Source organism: Erythrobacter cryptus DSM 12079 (genome assembly GCF_000422985.1).
In the GTDB taxonomy this organism is placed as follows: domain Bacteria; phylum Pseudomonadota; class Alphaproteobacteria; order Sphingomonadales; family Sphingomonadaceae; genus Erythrobacter; species Erythrobacter cryptus.
Map to the genome: position 1 here is coordinate 180,010 of NZ_AUHC01000001.1, position 16,463 is coordinate 196,472.

Consider the following 16,463-nt stretch of genomic DNA (forward strand, 5'->3'; position numbering starts at 1 on the left):
TCCGCGCGTCCGGGCTTGCCCCAACAGGTTCGTGCGGGCAGACAGCGGGGCATGATCACCCGCCTCGCTTTCTTCGCCGCCGCGCTCATCGCCGCCCCGCTCGCCGCTGAGGATCACCCGGCCGACAAGGTTTCAGCCGAGCGCCTGCGCGCTGATGTCGAGGCGCTGGTGAGCTTTGGCACCCGCCACACCCTGTCCTCGCAGACCGATCCCAGGCGCGGGATCGGCGCGGCGGTGGATTGGGCGCTCGCTGAGTTCGGGCGGATCGGCGCCACCTGTGGTGGGTGCCTCGAGGTGCTGCCCGTGGCCGAGGTGATCGCGCCCGATGGCCGCCGTATTCCGGCGCCGACGCTGGTGCGCAATGCCGTCGCGATCCAGCGCGGCAGCGCGCGGCCGAACGAGGTCGTGATCGTGCAGGGCCATATCGACAGCCGCGTCTCCGACGTGATGGATGCGACCAGCGATGCCCCCGGCGCCAATGATGATGGCTCGGGCAGCGCCCTGGTGCTCGAGGCGGCCCGGGTGCTTGCGGGCCGGAAATATCCCTCCACCATCATCTATGCGCTGCTCTCGGGCGAGGAGCAGGGGCTATTTGGCGGGCGCATCCTTGCCGATTGGGCCGCCGCCCAGGGCTTCACCGTCAAGGCGGTGCTCAACAACGACATCGTCGGCAATTCCTGCAGCGGCGAGGGCTATTGCGAGCCGATGATCGTGCGGGTCTTTTCCGAAGGCCCCCGCGCCGATCTCAACGATAGCTTGCGCGCGGCGCAGACCCGCTTTGGCGGTGAGAATGACAGCCCTTCGCGCAATCTTTCGCGCTGGGTCGCCGAGCTGGCTGAGCAGCATCCGGACGATATCCAGGTGCGGCAGATCTGGCGCACCGATCGCATGGGCCGCGGCGGCGACCAGGTGCCCTTCCTCGAGAGAGGCTTTCCGGCGATCCGCTTCACTGTCGGGGTCGAGGATTACGACCACCAGCACCAGGACATCCGCGTCGAGAACGGCGTTACCTATGGCGATACCATCGAGGAAATGGATTTTGCCTATCTTGCCCGGGTGACGCGGCTCAATGTCCGCGCGCTCGATGCGCTTGCCCGCGCACCGATGCCGCCGAGTGTGCGCGTGGAGGCGGCGGTGCGGCGCGACAGTCTGCTGCGCTGGAGCGTGCCCGATGGTGCCCAATCCTTCCGCATCAAGGTGCGCGCCACCGACGCGGCAAAGTGGTCAGACGAGACCCTTGCCGGTGGCCAGACCGTGGGGGATGGCGAGCAGGCGGCGGTGATTGCCCGGCGCGGGGATGATTACCTGTTTGGCGTGGCGGCTTGTGCCGGGGAAGTCTGCTCGCCCGTGGCAAGCGCCGTGCCCGGCGGCGCCTTCGGGCCGGTGCAGCAGCGCTGAACCATTGCTCGACACGGCGCGCGCGGCGCCATAGGGCATACGTCCATGTCCAAGCCACCCAAACGCCCCCAGGGAATGCCTACGCGCGAGCAGGTGCTCGACTTCATTCAGGCCTCGGACACGCCCGCAGGCAAGCGCGAGATTGCCAAGGCCTTTGGCCTCAAGGGGCAGGAGAAGATCAGATTGAAGGCCCTGCTCAAGGACATGGCCGAGGAAGGGCTGATCGACGGCAAGAAAAGCGCCTATCACCGCATGGGCGGGCTGCCGCGGGTGACAGTCCTCAGGATCGTGGCGATCGAGGATGGCGAAGCCATCGCCGAGCCTGACACCTGGGACCCTGAGGCTCCCGGCAGACCGCCGCGTCTCACCGTGCGCGAGCCCAAGCCGCGCGGCGGCAGGCGTCCCCCGGCCTTGAAGCGCGGCGATCGCATCCTTGCCCGCACCGAGGAGAGCGCGGCGGGCTGGATCGCGCATCCGATGAAGAAGCTGCCAGCACGCAGCGAAGGCTTGATGGGGATTGTCGAGATCGACCGAGCGGGCAGGGCCTGGCTCGCGCCGGTTGACAAGCGTGTGCGTCAGGCCGCCCCGATTGCCGATCTCGGCGCCGCCGAGGCGGGCCAATTGGTGATTGCCGAGCGGATCGGGCGTTCCGAACGCTCAGGGGTCAAGGTGATCGAAGTGGTGGGCGATCCGCTCGCCCCGCGCGCCTTCAGCCTCATCGCCATCGCCAGGCACGGCATTCCGCACATCTTTCCGGAGGAAGTGCTTGACGAGGCCGCTCGGGCGGCGCGGCTCAGGCTCTCCGAAAAGACCCGCGAGGATCTGCGCCACCTGCCGATCATCGCCATCGATCCGGCCGATGCGCGCGATCATGACGATGCGATCTGGGCCGAGCCGGATGGTGAAGGCGGCTTCAGGGCGATCATCGCCATTGCCGATGTGTCTTTCTATGTCCGTCCTGGCTCGGCGCTCGACCGCGAGGCAAGGAAGCGCGGCAATTCGGTCTATTTCCCCGATCGGGTGGTGCCGATGCTGCCCGAGGTGCTGAGCGCGGATGTGTGCTCCCTCAAGGAAGGCGAGGATCGCGCTGCGATGGCCTGCCATCTGCACATCAACGCCGAAGGCAAGGTCACGCAGTTCCGCTTTACCCGCGCGCTGGTGCGGATCGCCCAGAACCTCGCCTATGAGCAAGCACAGGCGCTGATCGATGCCGGCGAGGCGCCCGCGCACCTTGCCAACCTCTGGGACGCCTGGCGCGCGCTTGCCGCGGCGCGGGCGGCGCGCGATCCGCTCGAGCTGGAGCTGCCGGAGCGCCGGGTGGTGCTCGACGAGGAGGGACGCATTGCTGCCATCGCCATCCGCGAACGGCTGGATGCCCACCGCGTGGTCGAGGATTTCATGATCGCGGCCAATGTCGCGGCGGCCAAGGCCCTCGAGGCGCGTGCGGCCCCGGTGGTCTATCGCATCCACGAGCCACCAAGCCGGGAGAAGCTGATCGCGCTGCGCGATTATCTTGCCACGATGGGAAAGAAGCTGGCGCTCGGCCAGGTCGTCACTCCCGGCCTGTTCAACCGGATGCTGAGGGACATTGGTGATGAGGCCGAGCGGGCGCTGGTGATGGAGGCGGTGCTGCGCAGCCAGACCCAGGCCTATTATGGCCCCGTCAACGCCGGGCATTTCGGCCTGTCGCTCGGCTCCTATGCCCATTTCACCTCGCCGATCCGGCGCTATGCCGACCTGCTGGTGCACCGCGCCCTCGTCGATGCCTATGGGCTGGAACAGCCCGCCCCGCCGGGCGGTCTGCCGACCACGACCGGCCTTTCCGAGCGTGACCGTGCCTCGCTCTCACAGGTCTCCGAGGCGATCAGCCAGACCGAGCGGCGGGCGATGGAGGCCGAGCGCGAGACGATCGATCGCTATGTCGCCGCCTGGCTTTCAGGCCGGGTGGGCGAGGTGTTCGAGACCCGCATCACCGGGGTGCAGGCCTTCGGCTTCTTTGCCACCATCATCGGGCTTGGTGGCGATGGGCTGGTGCCGATTTCGACCTTGGGGAGCGAGTATTTCCGTCACGAGGAGGCCGCGCAAGCGCTGGTGGGCAGCGAGAGCGGCACCACCTATGCCGTGGGTGACAGCCTGCGGCTGCGCCTGGCCGAGGCCAATCCGCTCACGGGCGCGCTCAAATTCGTGCTGCCCGAGACCGATGGTGCAGTGATCGAGCCGCGCGGCGCCCCACCGGCGCCGCGCCGCCGCAGCACTGCGCCGGGGGGCAAGAGCAAATACCTCGTCGGCAAACGCGGCCGACCGGCCAATATCCGCCACCAGGGCCGGCGCAAATAGGCGCGGCTCAGGCGAGCAGTTCGTTCGCAGCCTCGTCGTAATCGGGCGGGATGATGTAGAGCGGGCAGGGCAGCGAGCCGGCGGCGCTCGAGAAATGGGTGACCAGCGGCCCGGGATTGTTGCCCTTGGCCGCGCCCAGCACCAGCGCGGCGACCTCGCGGTGCTCGGCCAGAAACTCGCTGACGATCTTCTGCCCGGGGCCGATCTTGACCGAGATGGTCGGCATGATCCCGCTGGTGGCAAGGAGGTTGCCCGCCACCCCGTGGGCGAGCATTTCGGCCCGGTCGCGTGCCTCGGCCTCGATCGTCGCCTGCACCGCGCCAAAGGCGGAAAAGTTCTGCTGTGGCACCAGCGCCAGAAGGTGCACCGCGCCCCCCACGGCCACCGCGCGGCGCGCGGCATAGCGCAGCGCGGCGCTGGCTTCCTCGGTCTCGTCGATGATCACCAGGAATGTGCGCATCCCAAAAGGCCCCGTTGCCCTTGGCGCTATCAATGCATTCGTATGGATTGGCAAGAGGGCGCGTCGATCCGCAATTCTGGGCCTTGCCCGGGCCACGCGAATTGGCCAGAGAACCGGCCAGGGATCACACACGGGAGGTTAAAGCCGATCATGCCCTTGGACATCAGGATGCCCGCGCTTTCGCCGACGATGGAGGAAGGCACGCTCGCGCGCTGGCTGGTGAAGGTCGGCGATACCATCGCGGCGGGCGACGTGATGGCCGAGATCGAGACCGACAAGGCGACGATGGAGTTCGAGGCGGTTGATGAAGGCGTGATCGCCGAGATCCTCGTGCCCGAGGGCAGCGAGGGGGTGAAGGTCGGCGAAGTGATCGCGCGCCTCGCGGTCGAAGGCGAGGACGCTGCGCCCGCCCCCGCGCCTGCCCAGCCTTTGGCGGCTGCGGCCCCGGCCCCCGCCGGCACGGAAGGCCCCTCGGCCACGCCCACTGCGCGCAAGCTCGCCGAGGCCCATGGCATTGATCTTGCCGCGCTTGCCGGCACCGGTCCCAAGGGGCGCATCACCAAGGAAGATGTCGAGGCGGCAATCGCCGGCGGCAAGGGCGTGTCTGCCGCGAGCGCCGCGCTTGCGGCAACGCCCGCTCCTGCCCCGGCGACAGCGCCCGCGCCCGCGCCCGTAGCATCGGGAGCGCGCATCATTGCCTCGCCGCTTGCCAAGCGTATCGCGGCGGACAAGGGGATTGATCTGGCGCAGGTCAAGGGCAGCGGCCCCAATGGGCGGATCATCAAGGCGGATGTCGAAGCCTTTGCCGCCGGTGTCGCTGCTGCGCCGGCTGCGGCTCCGGCGGCTGCGGCGAGCGCCGCTGAACCTGCACCCGCGCCCGCACCGGCTTCCGTGGGAGAAGGCGGCGCGCCCTTCACGGAGGAGAAGCTTTCCAATGTGCGCAAGGTCATCGCCCGGCGCCTGACCGAGAGCAAGCAGACTGTTCCGCACTTCTATCTCACCATCGACATCCGCCTCGATCCGCTGCTGGCGCTGCGCAGCCAGCTCAACGCCTCGCTCGAGCCCGATGGGGTCAAGCTGTCGGTCAACGATCTTTTGATCAAGGCCCTGGCGCGGGCGCTGATGCGGGTGCCGCAGTGCAATGTCAGCTATCATGGCGACACCCTGCGCCGATATGCCCGCGCCGATATCTCGGTGGCGGTGGCGGCGCCCTCGGGCCTCATCACCCCGGTGATCACCGAGGCCGACACCAAGGGCCTCGCCGCGATTTCCACCGAGATGAAGGCGCTCGCCGCCAAGGCGCGCGAGGGCAAGCTGATGCCGCATGAATATCAGGGCGGCACCGCCAGCCTCTCCAACCTTGGCATGTACGGGATCAAGCAGTTCGACGCGGTGATCAACCCGCCGCAGGGCATGATCCTGGCCGTGGGCGCGGGCCAGCATCAGCCCCATGTGGTCGATGGCGCGGTCGAGGTCGCCACAGTGATGCACGCCACCGGCAGTTTCGATCATCGCGCGATCGACGGGGCGGACGGCGCGCAGCTGATGGAAGCCCTGAAGCAGCTGATCGAAAACCCTCTGGGGCTGGTGGTGTGAGCACTGCCGGGCAAGGCCCCGTGCGGGCTTGCCCGACACCGTCGCCATTCCCCCTCACCGCGTGCCAAACAAGGGATCATCCACATGTCTGCCACCTATGATGTGATCGTCCTCGGCTCCGGCCCCGGCGGCTATGTCGCGGCGATTCGCTGCGCCCAGCTCGGCCTTAGGACCGCGATCGTCGAGCGCGAGAGCCTCGGCGGCATCTGCCTCAACTGGGGCTGCATTCCGACCAAGGCGATGCTGCGCTCGGCCGAGATCTACCACTACATGCGCCATGCGGGCGATTATGGCCTCAAGGTCGCCGGCGCGATCGAGGCGGACCTTGCCGCGATCGTCAAGCGCAGCCGCGGGGTGGCGAAACAGCTCAACCAGGGCGTTGCGCACCTGATGAAAAAGAACAAAATCGCCGTGCACATGGGCGAGGGGCGGCTCACCGGCCCGACCAGCCTGGCGGTGAAGGGGGAGAAGGGCGAGGAGAGCCTTTCGGCCAAGCACATCATCATCGCCACCGGCGCGCGCGCGCGCGAGCTGCCCTTTGCCCCTGCCGATGGCAAGCGGGTGTGGACCTATCGCCATGCCATGACCCCGGCCGAACTGCCCGAGAAGCTGCTGGTGATCGGCTCGGGCGCGATCGGAATCGAGTTTGCGAGCTTTTACAACGATCTCGGCAGCAAGGTGACGGTGGTCGAAATGCTCGACCGGATCGTGCCGGTGGAGGATGCGGACGTCTCGGCCTTCCTGGAAAAGAGCCTCACGAAGCAAGGCATCAAGGTGCTGACCGGTGCCGGGGTGGAGGCGATCAAGGTAAGGGATACCGGCATCACCGCCACGATCAAGGACAAGGCGGGCACCAGCACAACGAGCGAATTCACCCACGTGATCGTCGCCATCGGCATTGTGCCCAACACCGAAGGGATCGGCCTTGAGGGCCTCGTCGAGATGGAGCGCGGCTTCATCCAGATCGATCCCTATGGCCGCACCAGGACTCCGGGGCTGTGGGCGATCGGCGATTGCACCCCAGGGCCCTGGCTGGCGCACAAGGCGAGCCACGAGGGCGTCACCTGCGCCGAGGCGATCGCGCAGGAACTCGGCAATTCCGAAGTCCACCCGCACCCCCTCAACCGCAGCAACATCCCGGGCTGCACCTATTGCCACCCGCAGATCGCCAGCGTGGGTCTCACCGAGGCCAAGGCGCGCGAGGCCGGCCATGAGGTCAAGGTCGGCACCTTCCCCTTCATCGGCAATGGCAAGGCCATCGCGCTGGGCGAGGCGGAAGGCTTCATCAAGACCGTGTTCGACGCCAACACCGGCGAGCTTCTGGGCGCGCACATGATTGGCGCGGAAGTGACCGAGCTGATCCAGGGCTACACCATCGGCAAGACCCTCGAGACCACCGAGGCCGAACTCATGCAGACGGTCTTCCCGCACCCGACGCTCTCGGAGATGATGCACGAAAGCGTGCTCGATGCCTTTGGGCGGACGCTGCACTTCTGATGGGCGAGGCTTCCCCCGAGGCCCTGCAGGGTGAAGACTGGGCCGGCGAGATGGGCGCGCGCTGGCTCGCCAATCTTGATCGTTTTGAAGGCATGATCGCCCCCATCGGCGCGGCGCTGCTGGCACGGGCGGATTACCAGCCCGGCGAGCGCGTGCTTGACCTTGGCTGCGGCGGCGGCGCGACCACGCTGGCGATTGCCGAGGCGGTCGGACCGGAGGGCGAGGCGCTCGGCCTCGACATCGCCCCGATGCTGATCGCGGCGGCTGAGGAGCGCGCCGCGGCCGCGGGAAGCAGGGCGCGCTTCGTCTGCGCCGATGCGGCCACCGTCCGGATCGATGGGCCGCCCTTCGGCCGGCTGTTCTCGCGCTTTGGCGCGATGTTCTTCCCCGAACCCGTGCCCGCTTTTGCCAACCTCAGGGCCATGCTTGCGCCCGGGGCGCGCATCGACCTTGCGGTCTGGGCGCACCCGCGTGACAATGTCTGGATGATGGAGATTATGGGCGTTGTGCGCGCCCATGTCGAGGTGCCCCCCGCCGTGCCGCGCGCGCCCGGGCCCTTTGCCTTCGAGGATCTTGGCTATCTCGAAGAAGTGCTGACTGCTGCGGGCTTTTCCGCATTCGAGGCCGAGGCACATCAGGGCGTGCAGGCTGTCGGTGGCCCGGGCGCGACGCCGGAAGAAGCCACCGCCTTCGCGCTTGCCTCGATGGCCGCGGGCCAGCTGCTTGCCGAACAGGGCGAGGCGGTGCTTGCCGCGGCGCGCGCCGACCTTGAAGCCATGTTCGCCCGCCATCACCGGCCCGGCGAGGGGGTGATGCTGGGTTGCAAGGCCTGGCTGGTGCGGGCGAGGGCCTGAACCTTGGCCGCGAAAGCCGGGCTGGCGGACAGGGTGGGATTCGAACCCACGGTAGGCTTGCACCTACGGCGGTTTTCAAGACCGCTGCCTTAAACCACTCGGCCACCTGTCCTGTGCCTCGGCTGGCTAACGCCAGAAGGCGGTATTGTCACCTGCGGTGACATCTCCGGCGCATGCGCGCCTGCGACTCCAAGGCCGCTGCCTTGGAAGCACTCGGCCCCCTGCCCATGCGCCCCAGCGCCGCTAGCGCGATGCCGCGGCATTGTCATCCGTCTTTGCTCTCCAAGGGGTGACAAGCGCAATCCGGCTGTTGGGAAATCAGCCAAGCTGTGACATCCCTTGGGCCATGATTCCCCGGCTGCTTCCCGCCATCGCGCTGGCCCTTGCTGCGCCCACCGCGCCGTCCCTCTCGGCGCCCGTCACCGCGCAGGCGGCTGCTGATCTGCCCTTCGATGCCTATCTCGAGCTGCTAAAGGCCCGCGCCCGGGCCGAAGGTGTGAGCGAGGCGACGATCGAACGCATGACCGCCGGGCTCACCCCCAATCCGCGGGTGATCGCGCTCGATCAGAACCAGCCCGGCAGTGCCACCACCCGCGGCTATCCGCCGATGGCCGACTATATCCGCACCCATGTCGATGCCGCACGGATCGCCGGGGGCAGGGCGGTCTATGCCCAGAGCCAGAGCACGCTTGCCGCAATCGAGGCGCGCTATGGCGTGCCGGGGTCGATCCTGGTGGCGATCTTCGGGCACGAGACCAGCTATGGCCGGGTGAAGGGCGATTTCGATCTCGCCCGCAGCCTTGCCACGCTTGCCTGGGAGGGGCGGCGGCGCGAGCTGTTCGCGGGGGAATTCGTGGCGCTGATGAAGGTGGCCGAGAAGGGCTATGACCGCGCGCAGCTGGTCGGCTCCTATGCCGGGGCCTTCGGCAATCCGCAGTTCCTGCCCAGCGTCTATCTGCGCCTTGCCAGTGATGGGGATGGTGATGGGCGGGCCGACATCTTCACCAACCGGGCCGATACCTTCGCCTCGATCGCCAACTATCTGCGCGATGCCGGCTGGCGCACCGGTGAGCCCTGGGGTGTGCGTGCGCGTGTGCCACCGGGCTTCGATCTGGCGGGCCAACGCAGCCGGCTCGTCGCTCCCCAATGCCCGCGGGTGCACGAGCGCTTCAGCCGCTGGCGCACCATTGCCGAGTGGCGCGCGCTTGGCATCGAGCCCATGGCCGGCATTGGCGATGACGTCATGGCCTCATTGTTTCAGCCCGATGGGCCGGGCCAGCCCGCCTGGCTGCTCACCGGCAATTTCCGCGCCATTCTCGAATACAACTGCTCGAGCTATTATGCGTTGAGCGTCGGCCTGCTCGCCGATGCCATTCGGGATTAAGCCCGGCGCGTGCCTCGCCAAGGCACCGCTGCGGCGATATAGCGGGCGCGTGTCTGACATGCCCGTGATCCTGCGCCTGCTTGCCCCCTTGCTTGCCCTTGCCGCTCTCGCGGTGCCCGCCCGCGCTGCGCCGGCCGTTCCCACGGCACAGGAGGCGCCCGTGGCCATGCTGGTCGATCTGTCCAGCGGCCAAGTGCTGCACGCGCGCGATCCCGATCGGCGCTTCGTCCCGGCCTCGGTTACCAAGGTGATGACGCTCTATCTCGCCTTCGAGCAGATCGCGGCGGGCAAGCTCGATCCTGACCAGGTCTTTGCCATGAGCCCGGCGCTGGCACGCGACTGGCGGCGCAAGGGTTCGACCATGTTTCTCGAACCGGGCGAGCCGGTGCGGGTGCACGATCTGCTGCTCGGCATTGCCAATGTCTCGGCCAATGATGGCGCGGTTGTGCTGGCCGAGGGCGCGGCGGGCTCGATTGCCGCCTGGACTGCGGCGATGAACCGCACCGCCCGATCCTTGGGGATGCATGGCAGCCATTTCGCTTCGCCCAATGGCTGGCCCGATGAAGGGCGCACCTTCACCACCGCGCGCGATCTCGTCACGCTTGCCCGCGCGCTGGTGACGCGCCATCCGGACGCTTTCGGCTATTACGTCGGTCGCGCCGGGTTTGCTTACAAGGGGATCGCGCAGGTCAATCACGATCCCATGATCGGCCGCGTACCGGGGGCGGACGGGATCAAGACCGGCTTTACCAACGAGGCGGGCTTCACCTATCTCGGCACCGCGGTGCGCGATGGCCAGCGGCTGGTGCTGGTGCTCGCCGGGGTGGAAAGCGCCAGGCTGCGCGCGCGCCTCGCGCGTGCCTACACCGAATGGGGCTTTGCCGCATTTGATCGCAAGCACCTGTTTGCGCCCGGCAGCGTGGTGGGCAGCGCGCGGGTGCAGGATGGGGCGGCCCGCCATGTGAGGCTGGTGGCGCGCGGGCCGGTGGCGATCAACCTGCCGCGCGGGCAAAGCCCGTCGCTTAGCGCCGTGATCCGCTATGACGGGCCGCTGCGCGCGCCGATTGCCAAGGGCGAGGAGATCGCGGTGCTCGAGATCACCGGCCCCGGCCTTCCTCCCGCGCGCATTCCGCTTGTCGCCGCCGAAGCGGTTGCGAAGGCCGGGCCGCTGGCGCGCATCCGCAACGCGCTGCTGGAGCCCTTTGCATGAGCGCAGCGCGCGGGATCTTCATCGCCTTTGAAGGTGGGGAGGGGGCAGGCAAGTCCACCCAGGCGCGCCTGTTGGCCGAAGCGCTGCGCGCGCGTGGGCGCGAGGTCGTCCTCACCCGCGAGCCGGGCGGCACGCCGGGAGCCGAGGCGATCCGTGCCCTGCTGCTCGCGCCCCCCGGTGAGGGCTGGGGGAGGGAGGCCGAGGCGCTGCTCTTTGCAGCCGCCCGGGCCGATCATGTCGCGCGGCTGATCCGCCCGTCGCTGGGACGCGGCGCGGTGGTGGTGTGCGATCGCTTCGTCGATTCGAGCCGGGCCTATCAGGGCGCGGCGGGCGGGCTTGGTGATGAGGCGATCTGTGCGCTCCACACCTTTGGCAGCGGCGGCCTGCGGCCCGATCGGGTGATCCTGCTCGAGGCCGACGAGGCCGCGCTCGCCGCAAGGCTTGCCGCGCGCGACGGGGCACGCAGCGATGCCATCGGCGGGCGCCCTCTCGCCTATCACCGCAAAGTGGCCGCGGCTTTCCATGCCATGGCGGCGCGCGATCCTTCCGGCATTGCCCGAATCGACGCGAGCGGCTCACCCCAGGAGGTCCATGCCCGGGTGCTCGCCGCGCTCGCTGATCTCATCGGCGCAGAGGAAGCGTGAGCGCCTGGCCCAACCATGCCGAGCCCTGGCGGCAGTGGCGCGAGGCGCTTGCCGGCGCGCGGATGCACCATGCGTGGCTGCTTGCGGGCAAGGAGGGGCTGGGCAAGCGCGACTTTGCCCTTGCCGCTGCCCGCGCGCTGGTGGCCGAGCCGGGAGTGCCGCAGCCGCAGGGCGAGCATCCCGATATCATCACCCTCACCTATGGCCCCAAGGACGACAAGGCCGCGCGCGACATGGCCGAGGGCAAGCCCTTCGAGCGCGCCCGCTCGATCCGCATTGCCCAGATCCGCGCAATGCAGCGGCGGCTCGTCACCCGCCCGAGCCTGGGCAGCCGCCGGGCGATCATCATCGATCCGGCCGATGATCTCGAAAAGCCCGCAGCCAATGCCCTGCTCAAGAGCCTCGAGGAGCCGCCCGCAGGCACCTTTTTCCTGCTTGTCTGCCACCGCCCGGCCCGGCTCTTGCCGACCATCCGCTCGCGCTGCCGGATGCTGCGCTTTCCCACCTTGAGCGCGCAGGAATTGGCGGCGATGCTCGAAGCCGAGGGGCTGGGTGCCGATCCGCAGGCGATCGCTGCCGCACAAGGCTCCTTCGGCGCCGCGCGGCGCTTTGCCGAGGAGGGGCTTGGCCCGGTGGCGCGCGTGATCGACGCGCTGATCGGCAGCGGGGATACGGGCCTTCAGGGGCGCGGCGAATTTGCCCGGCTGATCGGCCCGCGCCCCGCGCGCGAGCGGGTGCAGGCGGTGCTCGAGCTCGCCCAGGCGCTGGTCGCCGCGCGGGCGCGCGCCACTGCCGAGGATGCCCACCGCCTGAAGCTGATCGAGACCCATGCGGCGCTGGTGAGGCTCGCGGCCGAGGCGCCCACCGCCAATTTTGATCCCGGCCTGCTTGCCTTCGAGATCGGCGGCTTGCTTGTCGCAGCCGCCCCGGCTAGCGAACCGGCCCATGGCTGACACCCCCTTCTACATCACCACCGCGATCAGCTATCCGAATGGCAGGCCGCATATCGGCCATGCCTATGAAGCGATCGCCGCCGATGTGATCGCGCGCTACCACCGCCTCGCCGGCAGGCCGGTGCGGTTCCAGACCGGCACCGATGAACACGGCCTCAAGATGGCGCGCAAGGCCGCCGAGCAGGGTCTGGCCCCGCGCCAGTTGGCCGATGAGATGTCATCCTATTTCAGGGAGATGTGCGATCGACTGAACGTCTCCTATGATCGCTTCATCCGCACCAGCGAGCCCGATCATCACCGCGCCAGCCAGGCCTTGTGGCAGGCGATGGCGGCAAACGGTGATCTCTATCTCGATCGCTACGAGGGCTGGTATTCGGTGCGCGACGAGGCCTTCTATGACGAGACCGAGCTGGTCACGGGCGAGGGGGGCGAGAAGCTCTCCCCGCAAGGCACGCCGGTGGAATGGACGGTGGAGGAAAGCTGGTTCTTCCGCCTTTCGAAGTATGAAGGCCAATTGCTTGAATTGTTGAAGCAGCCCGGCTTTCTCGAACCGGCAAGCCGGCGCAACGAGATGATCGCCTTTGTCGAACAGGGGCTGCGCGATCTGTCGGTCAGCCGCACTTCGTTTAATTGGGGGGTGAAAGTCCCGGGCAGCGATGGCCATGTGATGTATGTGTGGGTCGATGCGCTCACCAACTACCTCACCGGGCTGGGCTATCCCGACGAGACCGAGCTGATGGCGCGCTTCTGGCCGGCGAGCCTGCATCTCATCGGCAAGGATATCGTGCGGTTTCACACCATCTATTGGCCGGCCTTCCTGATGAGTGCAGGGCTGCCCTTGCCACAGAAGGTGTTCGGCCATGGCTTTCTGCTCAACCGTGGGCAGAAGGAATCAAAATCGCTCGGCAATGTCACCGATCCGCTGGCGCTGGCCGAGCGCTTCGGGGTGGATGCCTTGCGCTACTTCCTCATCCGCGAGGTCGCCTTCGGGCAGGATGGCAGCTATTCGCCCGAAGCCATTGTGCAAAGGGCCAATGGAGAGCTGGGCAATGCCTTTGGCAATCTCGCGCAGCGCACGCTCGGCTTCATCGCCAAGAACCTCGATGGGCGGCTGCCAAAGCGCGGGGCGGAAAGCGCGGCGGATCTCGCGCTCCTCGATGCGGTGGCACGGGCGACCGAGAGCGAGATGCCGGAGGCCTTCGCGGCGCTGGCGCTGCAACAGGCGGTCGAGGCCTGGCTCCAGGCGGTCTTTGCCTGCAATGCCTATATCGATGCCGAGGCGCCGTGGACCCTGCGCAAGACCGATCCGGCGCGGATGGAGAGCGTGCTGGCGACGCTGTGCATCGCCATCGGCCGCCTCGCGATGGCGATCAGCCCGGTGATTCCGGCGAGCAGCACGAGGTTGCTCGACATGCTGGGCGTGCCCGAGGCGGCGCGCAGCCTTGGGGGGATCGCCGCCGATTGGTATAGCGATCTGACAGGCAGCGGCCACGTGATTGCCCCGCCGACGCCGCTGTTCCCGAGGCTCGAACTGGCACCGGAAGAAGCATGAGCCGCAGCCATGCTGGTCGATAGCCATTGCCATCTTGAATACAAGGGTCTCATCGAGGATCAGGCGGGGGTGCTCGCACGCGCCCGGGCCGCAGGCGTGGGGGCGATGCTCAACATCTCCACCCGCCAGAGCGAATGGGACCAGGTGATCGCCACCGCGGCGCGCGAGGCGGATGTCTATGCCAGCGTCGGCATTCACCCGCACGAGGCCGATGCCCACCGCGATCTCGGGCGCGGCGCGCTGCTTGCCGCCACGCAGCATCCGCGGGTGATCGCAATCGGCGAGACGGGGCTCGACTATTATTACGATCATTCCGACAGAGAGGCGCAGAAGACTCTGTTCCGAATGCATATTTCGGTTGCACGGGAAACCGGCCTGCCGCTCATCATCCACACCCGCGATGCCGAGGAGGACACTTATGCGATCCTCGCCGAGGAGCAGGGCGAAGGGGCCTTTCCGGCGCTGATCCATTGCTTCACCGCCTCGGCCGACTTTGCCGAGAAGGTGCTGGCGCTGGGCCTGTTCATTTCGCTTTCGGGCATCGTCACCTTCAAGAATGCCAAGGCCTTGCAGGAAGTCGCGAAGATCATTCCTGAAGATCGGCTGCTGATCGAGACCGACAGTCCGTTCCTCGCGCCGGTGCCGCATCGGGGCCGCGTGTGCGAGCCGGCCTATGTGGCTGACACCGCCCGTTTTCTCGCGTCCCTGCGCGGGACCGATGCGGAGACCCTGGCAGCGCAGACCAGCGCCAATTTCTTCGCCCTGTTCGGAAAGGCGCGGGCGTGAAGCTGGTGATGCTCGGCTCGGGCACGTCCACCGGGGTGCCCCGGGTCGGCGGACCTGACGGGGCGGGCGACTGGGGGGCCTGCGACCCGGCCGAGCCGCGCAACCGCCGCACCCGGGTGTCGATCCTGGTCGAAAGCGCCGAGGGACGGCGGCTCTTGGTCGATACCTCGTCCGATTGCCGCGCGCAGCTGCTCGCCAACCGCATCGCCAGCATCGATGCGGTGTTCTGGACCCATGATCATGCCGACCACTGCCATGGGATCGACGATTTGCGGGTGCTGCGCTATGGCCGCGCCGCGCCGATCCCGGGTTTCGCCTCGGCGGAAACCGTGCGGCGGCTGCGCCAGCGCTTCGGCTATGTCTTTGCCGCGCAGGATGGCTATCAGGCAATCTGCACGCTCGACACGCTCGATCGGCTCAAGGTGATCGCCGGCTTTGCGGTGGACTGGTGCCAGATGCCCCATGGCTCGGGCGAGACCACCGGCTATCGTTTCGAAGCCGATGGCAAGTCCATCGCCTATGCCACGGATTACAGCGCGATTACGCCCGAAATGGTGGATCTTTTCGCCGGTGTTGACATTCTGGTGAGCGATTGTCTGCGGCGCGAGCCGCATCCCACCCATGCGCATCTGGCGCTGGCGATCGAGTTGGGCGCGCGCGCGCGGGCCCGCCGCCTGGTGCTGAGCCACCTCGACAAGAGCATGGATTATCGCACCCTGTGCGCTGAGGTGCCCGATTTCGTGATCGTCGGCCACGATGGGCTGGAGCTGGTCGCGTGAGCGGCGAGGTGCTCACCATCATCACCGGGCTTGCCTGGCTGTTCTTCGCCGCGAGCGCGCTCGCGTCCTATCGGCTCGGCTGGAGCCAGCTTGCGCGCATGGCGCTGGTGTGGATCGCGATTTTTCTCGGGCTGCTGCTGGTGGTGGAGGCGGTCGCGGCGCCGCCGGGCCGTTCTTCTGCCCTGGCATATTTAACATAATATATATTATCCATCTTGAGGATCGTCATGGACGCGCACCCCTCCCAATCCCCTGATGCGCCCACGGGTGCGGTTGCCCGCCTGCTTGCGATCATGGCCCGGCTGCGCGATCCGCAAAGCGGCTGCGACTGGGATCTGGCGCAGGATTTTGCCAGCATTGCGCCTTACACGATCGAGGAAGCCTACGAAGTAACCGATGCCATCGCCCGCGGCGATATGGCCGATCTCAAGGACGAGCTTGGCGATCTGCTGCTCCAGGTGGTGTTCCACGCCCGCATTGCCGAGGAAGCCGGCCACTTTGCCTTTGCCGATGTGGCCGCAGCGATCAGCGACAAGATGGAAGCGCGCCACCCCCACATCTTCGGCACCGAAGGCGGCAGCATGGACAGCGCGCGCTGGGAAGACCTCAAGGCCCGCGAACGCGCCGCCAAGGGCACGACGAGCGCGCTCGATGGCGTCGCACTTGCGCTTCCCGCGCTGCTGCGCGCGCAGAAATTGCAGCAGCGCGCCGCACGCACCGGCTTTGACTGGCCGGATCCCTCGGGCGCCGAGGCCAAGATCGCCGAGGAACTCGCCGAGCTGAAGGCGGCAGGCAGCGATCTCGAAAAATTCGAGGAAGCCGGCGATCTGCTCTTTGCTGTGGTCAATTTCCTGCGCGCCCACGGCATCAGCGCCGAGGACGCGCTGCGCGCCGCCAATGCCAAGTTCGAACGCCGCTTCCGCGCGATGGAAGGCCTTGCCGGACCCGAGGCTTTCCCGAAGCTTTCGCTCGAGGCCCAGGAAGAATTGTGGCAGAGGGTCAAGAAAGCCTGA

General features: G+C 67.6%; 15 protein-coding genes and 1 tRNA gene. 14 read left to right on the plus strand and 2 right to left on the minus strand.

Annotated elements, in window-relative coordinates:
* The first annotated feature begins 51 nt into the window (after nt 1-51).
* Both G524_RS0100885 and rnr read left to right on the plus strand, forming a co-directional pair.
* Complete coding sequence (locus G524_RS0100885; RefSeq protein ID WP_036857041.1) at nt 52-1,398, plus strand: M28 family peptidase; 1,347 nt, start codon at nt 52-54, stop codon at nt 1,396-1,398.
* Nucleotides 1,399-1,443: 45 nt separating this feature from the next.
* Nucleotides 1,444-3,735 (plus strand): ribonuclease R, encoded by a 2,292-nt coding sequence (rnr, locus tag G524_RS0100890; RefSeq protein ID WP_027442013.1) that lies wholly within the window; start codon nt 1,444-1,446, stop codon nt 3,733-3,735.
* Between the two features lie 7 nt (nt 3,736-3,742).
* On the opposite strand, the gene G524_RS0100895 is transcribed toward rnr, so the two are convergent.
* Nucleotides 3,743-4,195, minus strand: coding sequence for a universal stress protein (locus tag G524_RS0100895; RefSeq protein WP_027442014.1), 453 nt, complete (start codon nt 4,193-4,195; stop codon nt 3,743-3,745).
* Between the two features lie 150 nt (nt 4,196-4,345).
* On the opposite strand from G524_RS0100895, the gene G524_RS0100900 reads away from it, so the two are divergent.
* The 3 genes from G524_RS0100900 to G524_RS0100910 all read left to right on the plus strand — a co-directional run bounded on the left by G524_RS0100900 (nt 4,346) and on the right by G524_RS0100910 (nt 8,142).
* On the plus strand, nt 4,346-5,791 hold the full coding sequence (locus G524_RS0100900) for a 2-oxo acid dehydrogenase subunit E2 (RefSeq protein WP_027442015.1): 1,446 nt from the start codon (nt 4,346-4,348) through the stop codon (nt 5,789-5,791).
* An 84-nt stretch (nt 5,792-5,875) separates the two neighbouring features.
* The gene (gene lpdA, locus G524_RS0100905; protein ID WP_027442016.1) at nt 5,876-7,288 is read left to right on the plus strand and encodes a dihydrolipoyl dehydrogenase; all 1,413 of its coding nucleotides are present in this window, start codon (nt 5,876-5,878) and stop codon (nt 7,286-7,288) included.
* Entirely contained in the window at nt 7,288-8,142 is an 855-nt protein-coding gene (locus tag G524_RS0100910) for a class I SAM-dependent methyltransferase (RefSeq protein ID WP_027442017.1), read from the plus strand. The genes lpdA and G524_RS0100910 overlap by 1 nt, the downstream gene beginning before the upstream one ends.
* A gap of 22 nt (nt 8,143-8,164) precedes the next feature.
* On the opposite strand, the gene G524_RS0100915 is transcribed toward G524_RS0100910, so the two are convergent.
* Nucleotides 8,165-8,254 (minus strand) — tRNA-Ser (locus G524_RS0100915).
* Nucleotides 8,255-8,488: 234 nt separating this feature from the next.
* Between G524_RS0100915 and G524_RS0100920 the strand changes: the two genes are divergently transcribed.
* Genes G524_RS0100920 through mazG form a run of 9 tightly spaced genes read left to right on the plus strand, consistent with a single transcriptional unit; the run spans nt 8,489 to nt 16,463 of the window.
* Nucleotides 8,489-9,526 carry a lytic murein transglycosylase gene (locus G524_RS0100920; protein ID WP_027442018.1) on the plus strand — a complete coding sequence of 346 codons (1,038 nt, stop codon included), beginning with the start codon at nt 8,489-8,491 and terminating at the stop codon, nt 9,524-9,526.
* A gap of 58 nt (nt 9,527-9,584) precedes the next feature.
* The gene (locus G524_RS0100925) at nt 9,585-10,736 is read left to right on the plus strand and encodes a D-alanyl-D-alanine carboxypeptidase family protein (RefSeq protein ID WP_036857045.1); all 1,152 of its coding nucleotides are present in this window, start codon (nt 9,585-9,587) and stop codon (nt 10,734-10,736) included.
* A complete protein-coding gene (gene tmk, locus G524_RS0100930; protein WP_027442020.1) occupies nt 10,733-11,380 on the plus strand; it encodes a dTMP kinase in 648 nt (215 codons plus the stop codon). Before G524_RS0100925 ends, tmk begins: the two co-directional genes overlap by 4 nt.
* Nucleotides 11,377-12,333, plus strand: a complete 957-nt coding sequence (locus G524_RS0100935) for a DNA polymerase III subunit delta' (RefSeq protein WP_027442021.1) — start codon at nt 11,377-11,379, stop codon at nt 12,331-12,333. The genes tmk and G524_RS0100935 overlap by 4 nt, the downstream gene beginning before the upstream one ends.
* Nucleotides 12,326-13,885 carry a methionine--tRNA ligase gene (gene metG / locus G524_RS0100940; RefSeq protein ID WP_027442022.1) on the plus strand — a complete coding sequence of 520 codons (1,560 nt, stop codon included), beginning with the start codon at nt 12,326-12,328 and terminating at the stop codon, nt 13,883-13,885. Before G524_RS0100935 ends, metG begins: the two co-directional genes overlap by 8 nt.
* Before the next feature lie 9 nt (nt 13,886-13,894).
* Nucleotides 13,895-14,671 (plus strand): TatD family hydrolase, encoded by a 777-nt coding sequence (locus tag G524_RS0100945; RefSeq protein ID WP_027442023.1) that lies wholly within the window; start codon nt 13,895-13,897, stop codon nt 14,669-14,671.
* A complete protein-coding gene (locus tag G524_RS0100950; RefSeq protein WP_027442024.1) occupies nt 14,668-15,450 on the plus strand; it encodes an MBL fold metallo-hydrolase in 783 nt (260 codons plus the stop codon). The genes G524_RS0100945 and G524_RS0100950 overlap by 4 nt, the downstream gene beginning before the upstream one ends.
* The gene (locus tag G524_RS14580) at nt 15,447-15,650 is read left to right on the plus strand and encodes a hypothetical protein (protein ID WP_036857048.1); all 204 of its coding nucleotides are present in this window, start codon (nt 15,447-15,449) and stop codon (nt 15,648-15,650) included. The genes G524_RS0100950 and G524_RS14580 overlap by 4 nt, the downstream gene beginning before the upstream one ends.
* Before the next feature lie 27 nt (nt 15,651-15,677).
* Nucleotides 15,678-16,463: a nucleoside triphosphate pyrophosphohydrolase gene (gene mazG / locus G524_RS0100960; protein WP_051220805.1), complete on the plus strand. Its 786-nt coding sequence runs from the start codon at nt 15,678-15,680 to the stop codon at nt 16,461-16,463.

Excerpts from the sequence above, each read along its gene's own strand:
- G524_RS0100885 (WP_036857041.1), top strand. The coding sequence starts at position 52 with ATGATCACCCGCCTCGCTTTCTTCGCCGCCGCGCTCATCGCCGCCCCG.
- rnr (WP_027442013.1), top strand. The coding sequence starts at position 1,444 with ATGTCCAAGCCACCCAAACGCCCCCAGGGAATGCCTACGCGCGAGCAG.
- G524_RS0100895 (WP_027442014.1), bottom strand. The coding sequence starts at position 4,195 with ATGCGCACATTCCTGGTGATCATCGACGAGACCGAGGAAGCCAGCGCC.
- G524_RS0100900 (WP_027442015.1), top strand. The coding sequence starts at position 4,346 with ATGCCCTTGGACATCAGGATGCCCGCGCTTTCGCCGACGATGGAGGAA.
- lpdA (WP_027442016.1), top strand. The coding sequence starts at position 5,876 with ATGTCTGCCACCTATGATGTGATCGTCCTCGGCTCCGGCCCCGGCGGC.
- G524_RS0100910 (WP_027442017.1), top strand. The coding sequence starts at position 7,288 with ATGGGCGAGGCTTCCCCCGAGGCCCTGCAGGGTGAAGACTGGGCCGGC.
- G524_RS0100920 (WP_027442018.1), top strand. The coding sequence starts at position 8,489 with ATGATTCCCCGGCTGCTTCCCGCCATCGCGCTGGCCCTTGCTGCGCCC.
- G524_RS0100925 (WP_036857045.1), top strand. The coding sequence starts at position 9,585 with ATGCCCGTGATCCTGCGCCTGCTTGCCCCCTTGCTTGCCCTTGCCGCT.
- tmk (WP_027442020.1), top strand. The coding sequence starts at position 10,733 with ATGAGCGCAGCGCGCGGGATCTTCATCGCCTTTGAAGGTGGGGAGGGG.
- metG (WP_027442022.1), top strand. The coding sequence starts at position 12,326 with ATGGCTGACACCCCCTTCTACATCACCACCGCGATCAGCTATCCGAAT.
- G524_RS0100945 (WP_027442023.1), top strand. The coding sequence starts at position 13,895 with ATGCTGGTCGATAGCCATTGCCATCTTGAATACAAGGGTCTCATCGAG.
- mazG (WP_051220805.1), top strand. The coding sequence starts at position 15,678 with ATGGACGCGCACCCCTCCCAATCCCCTGATGCGCCCACGGGTGCGGTT.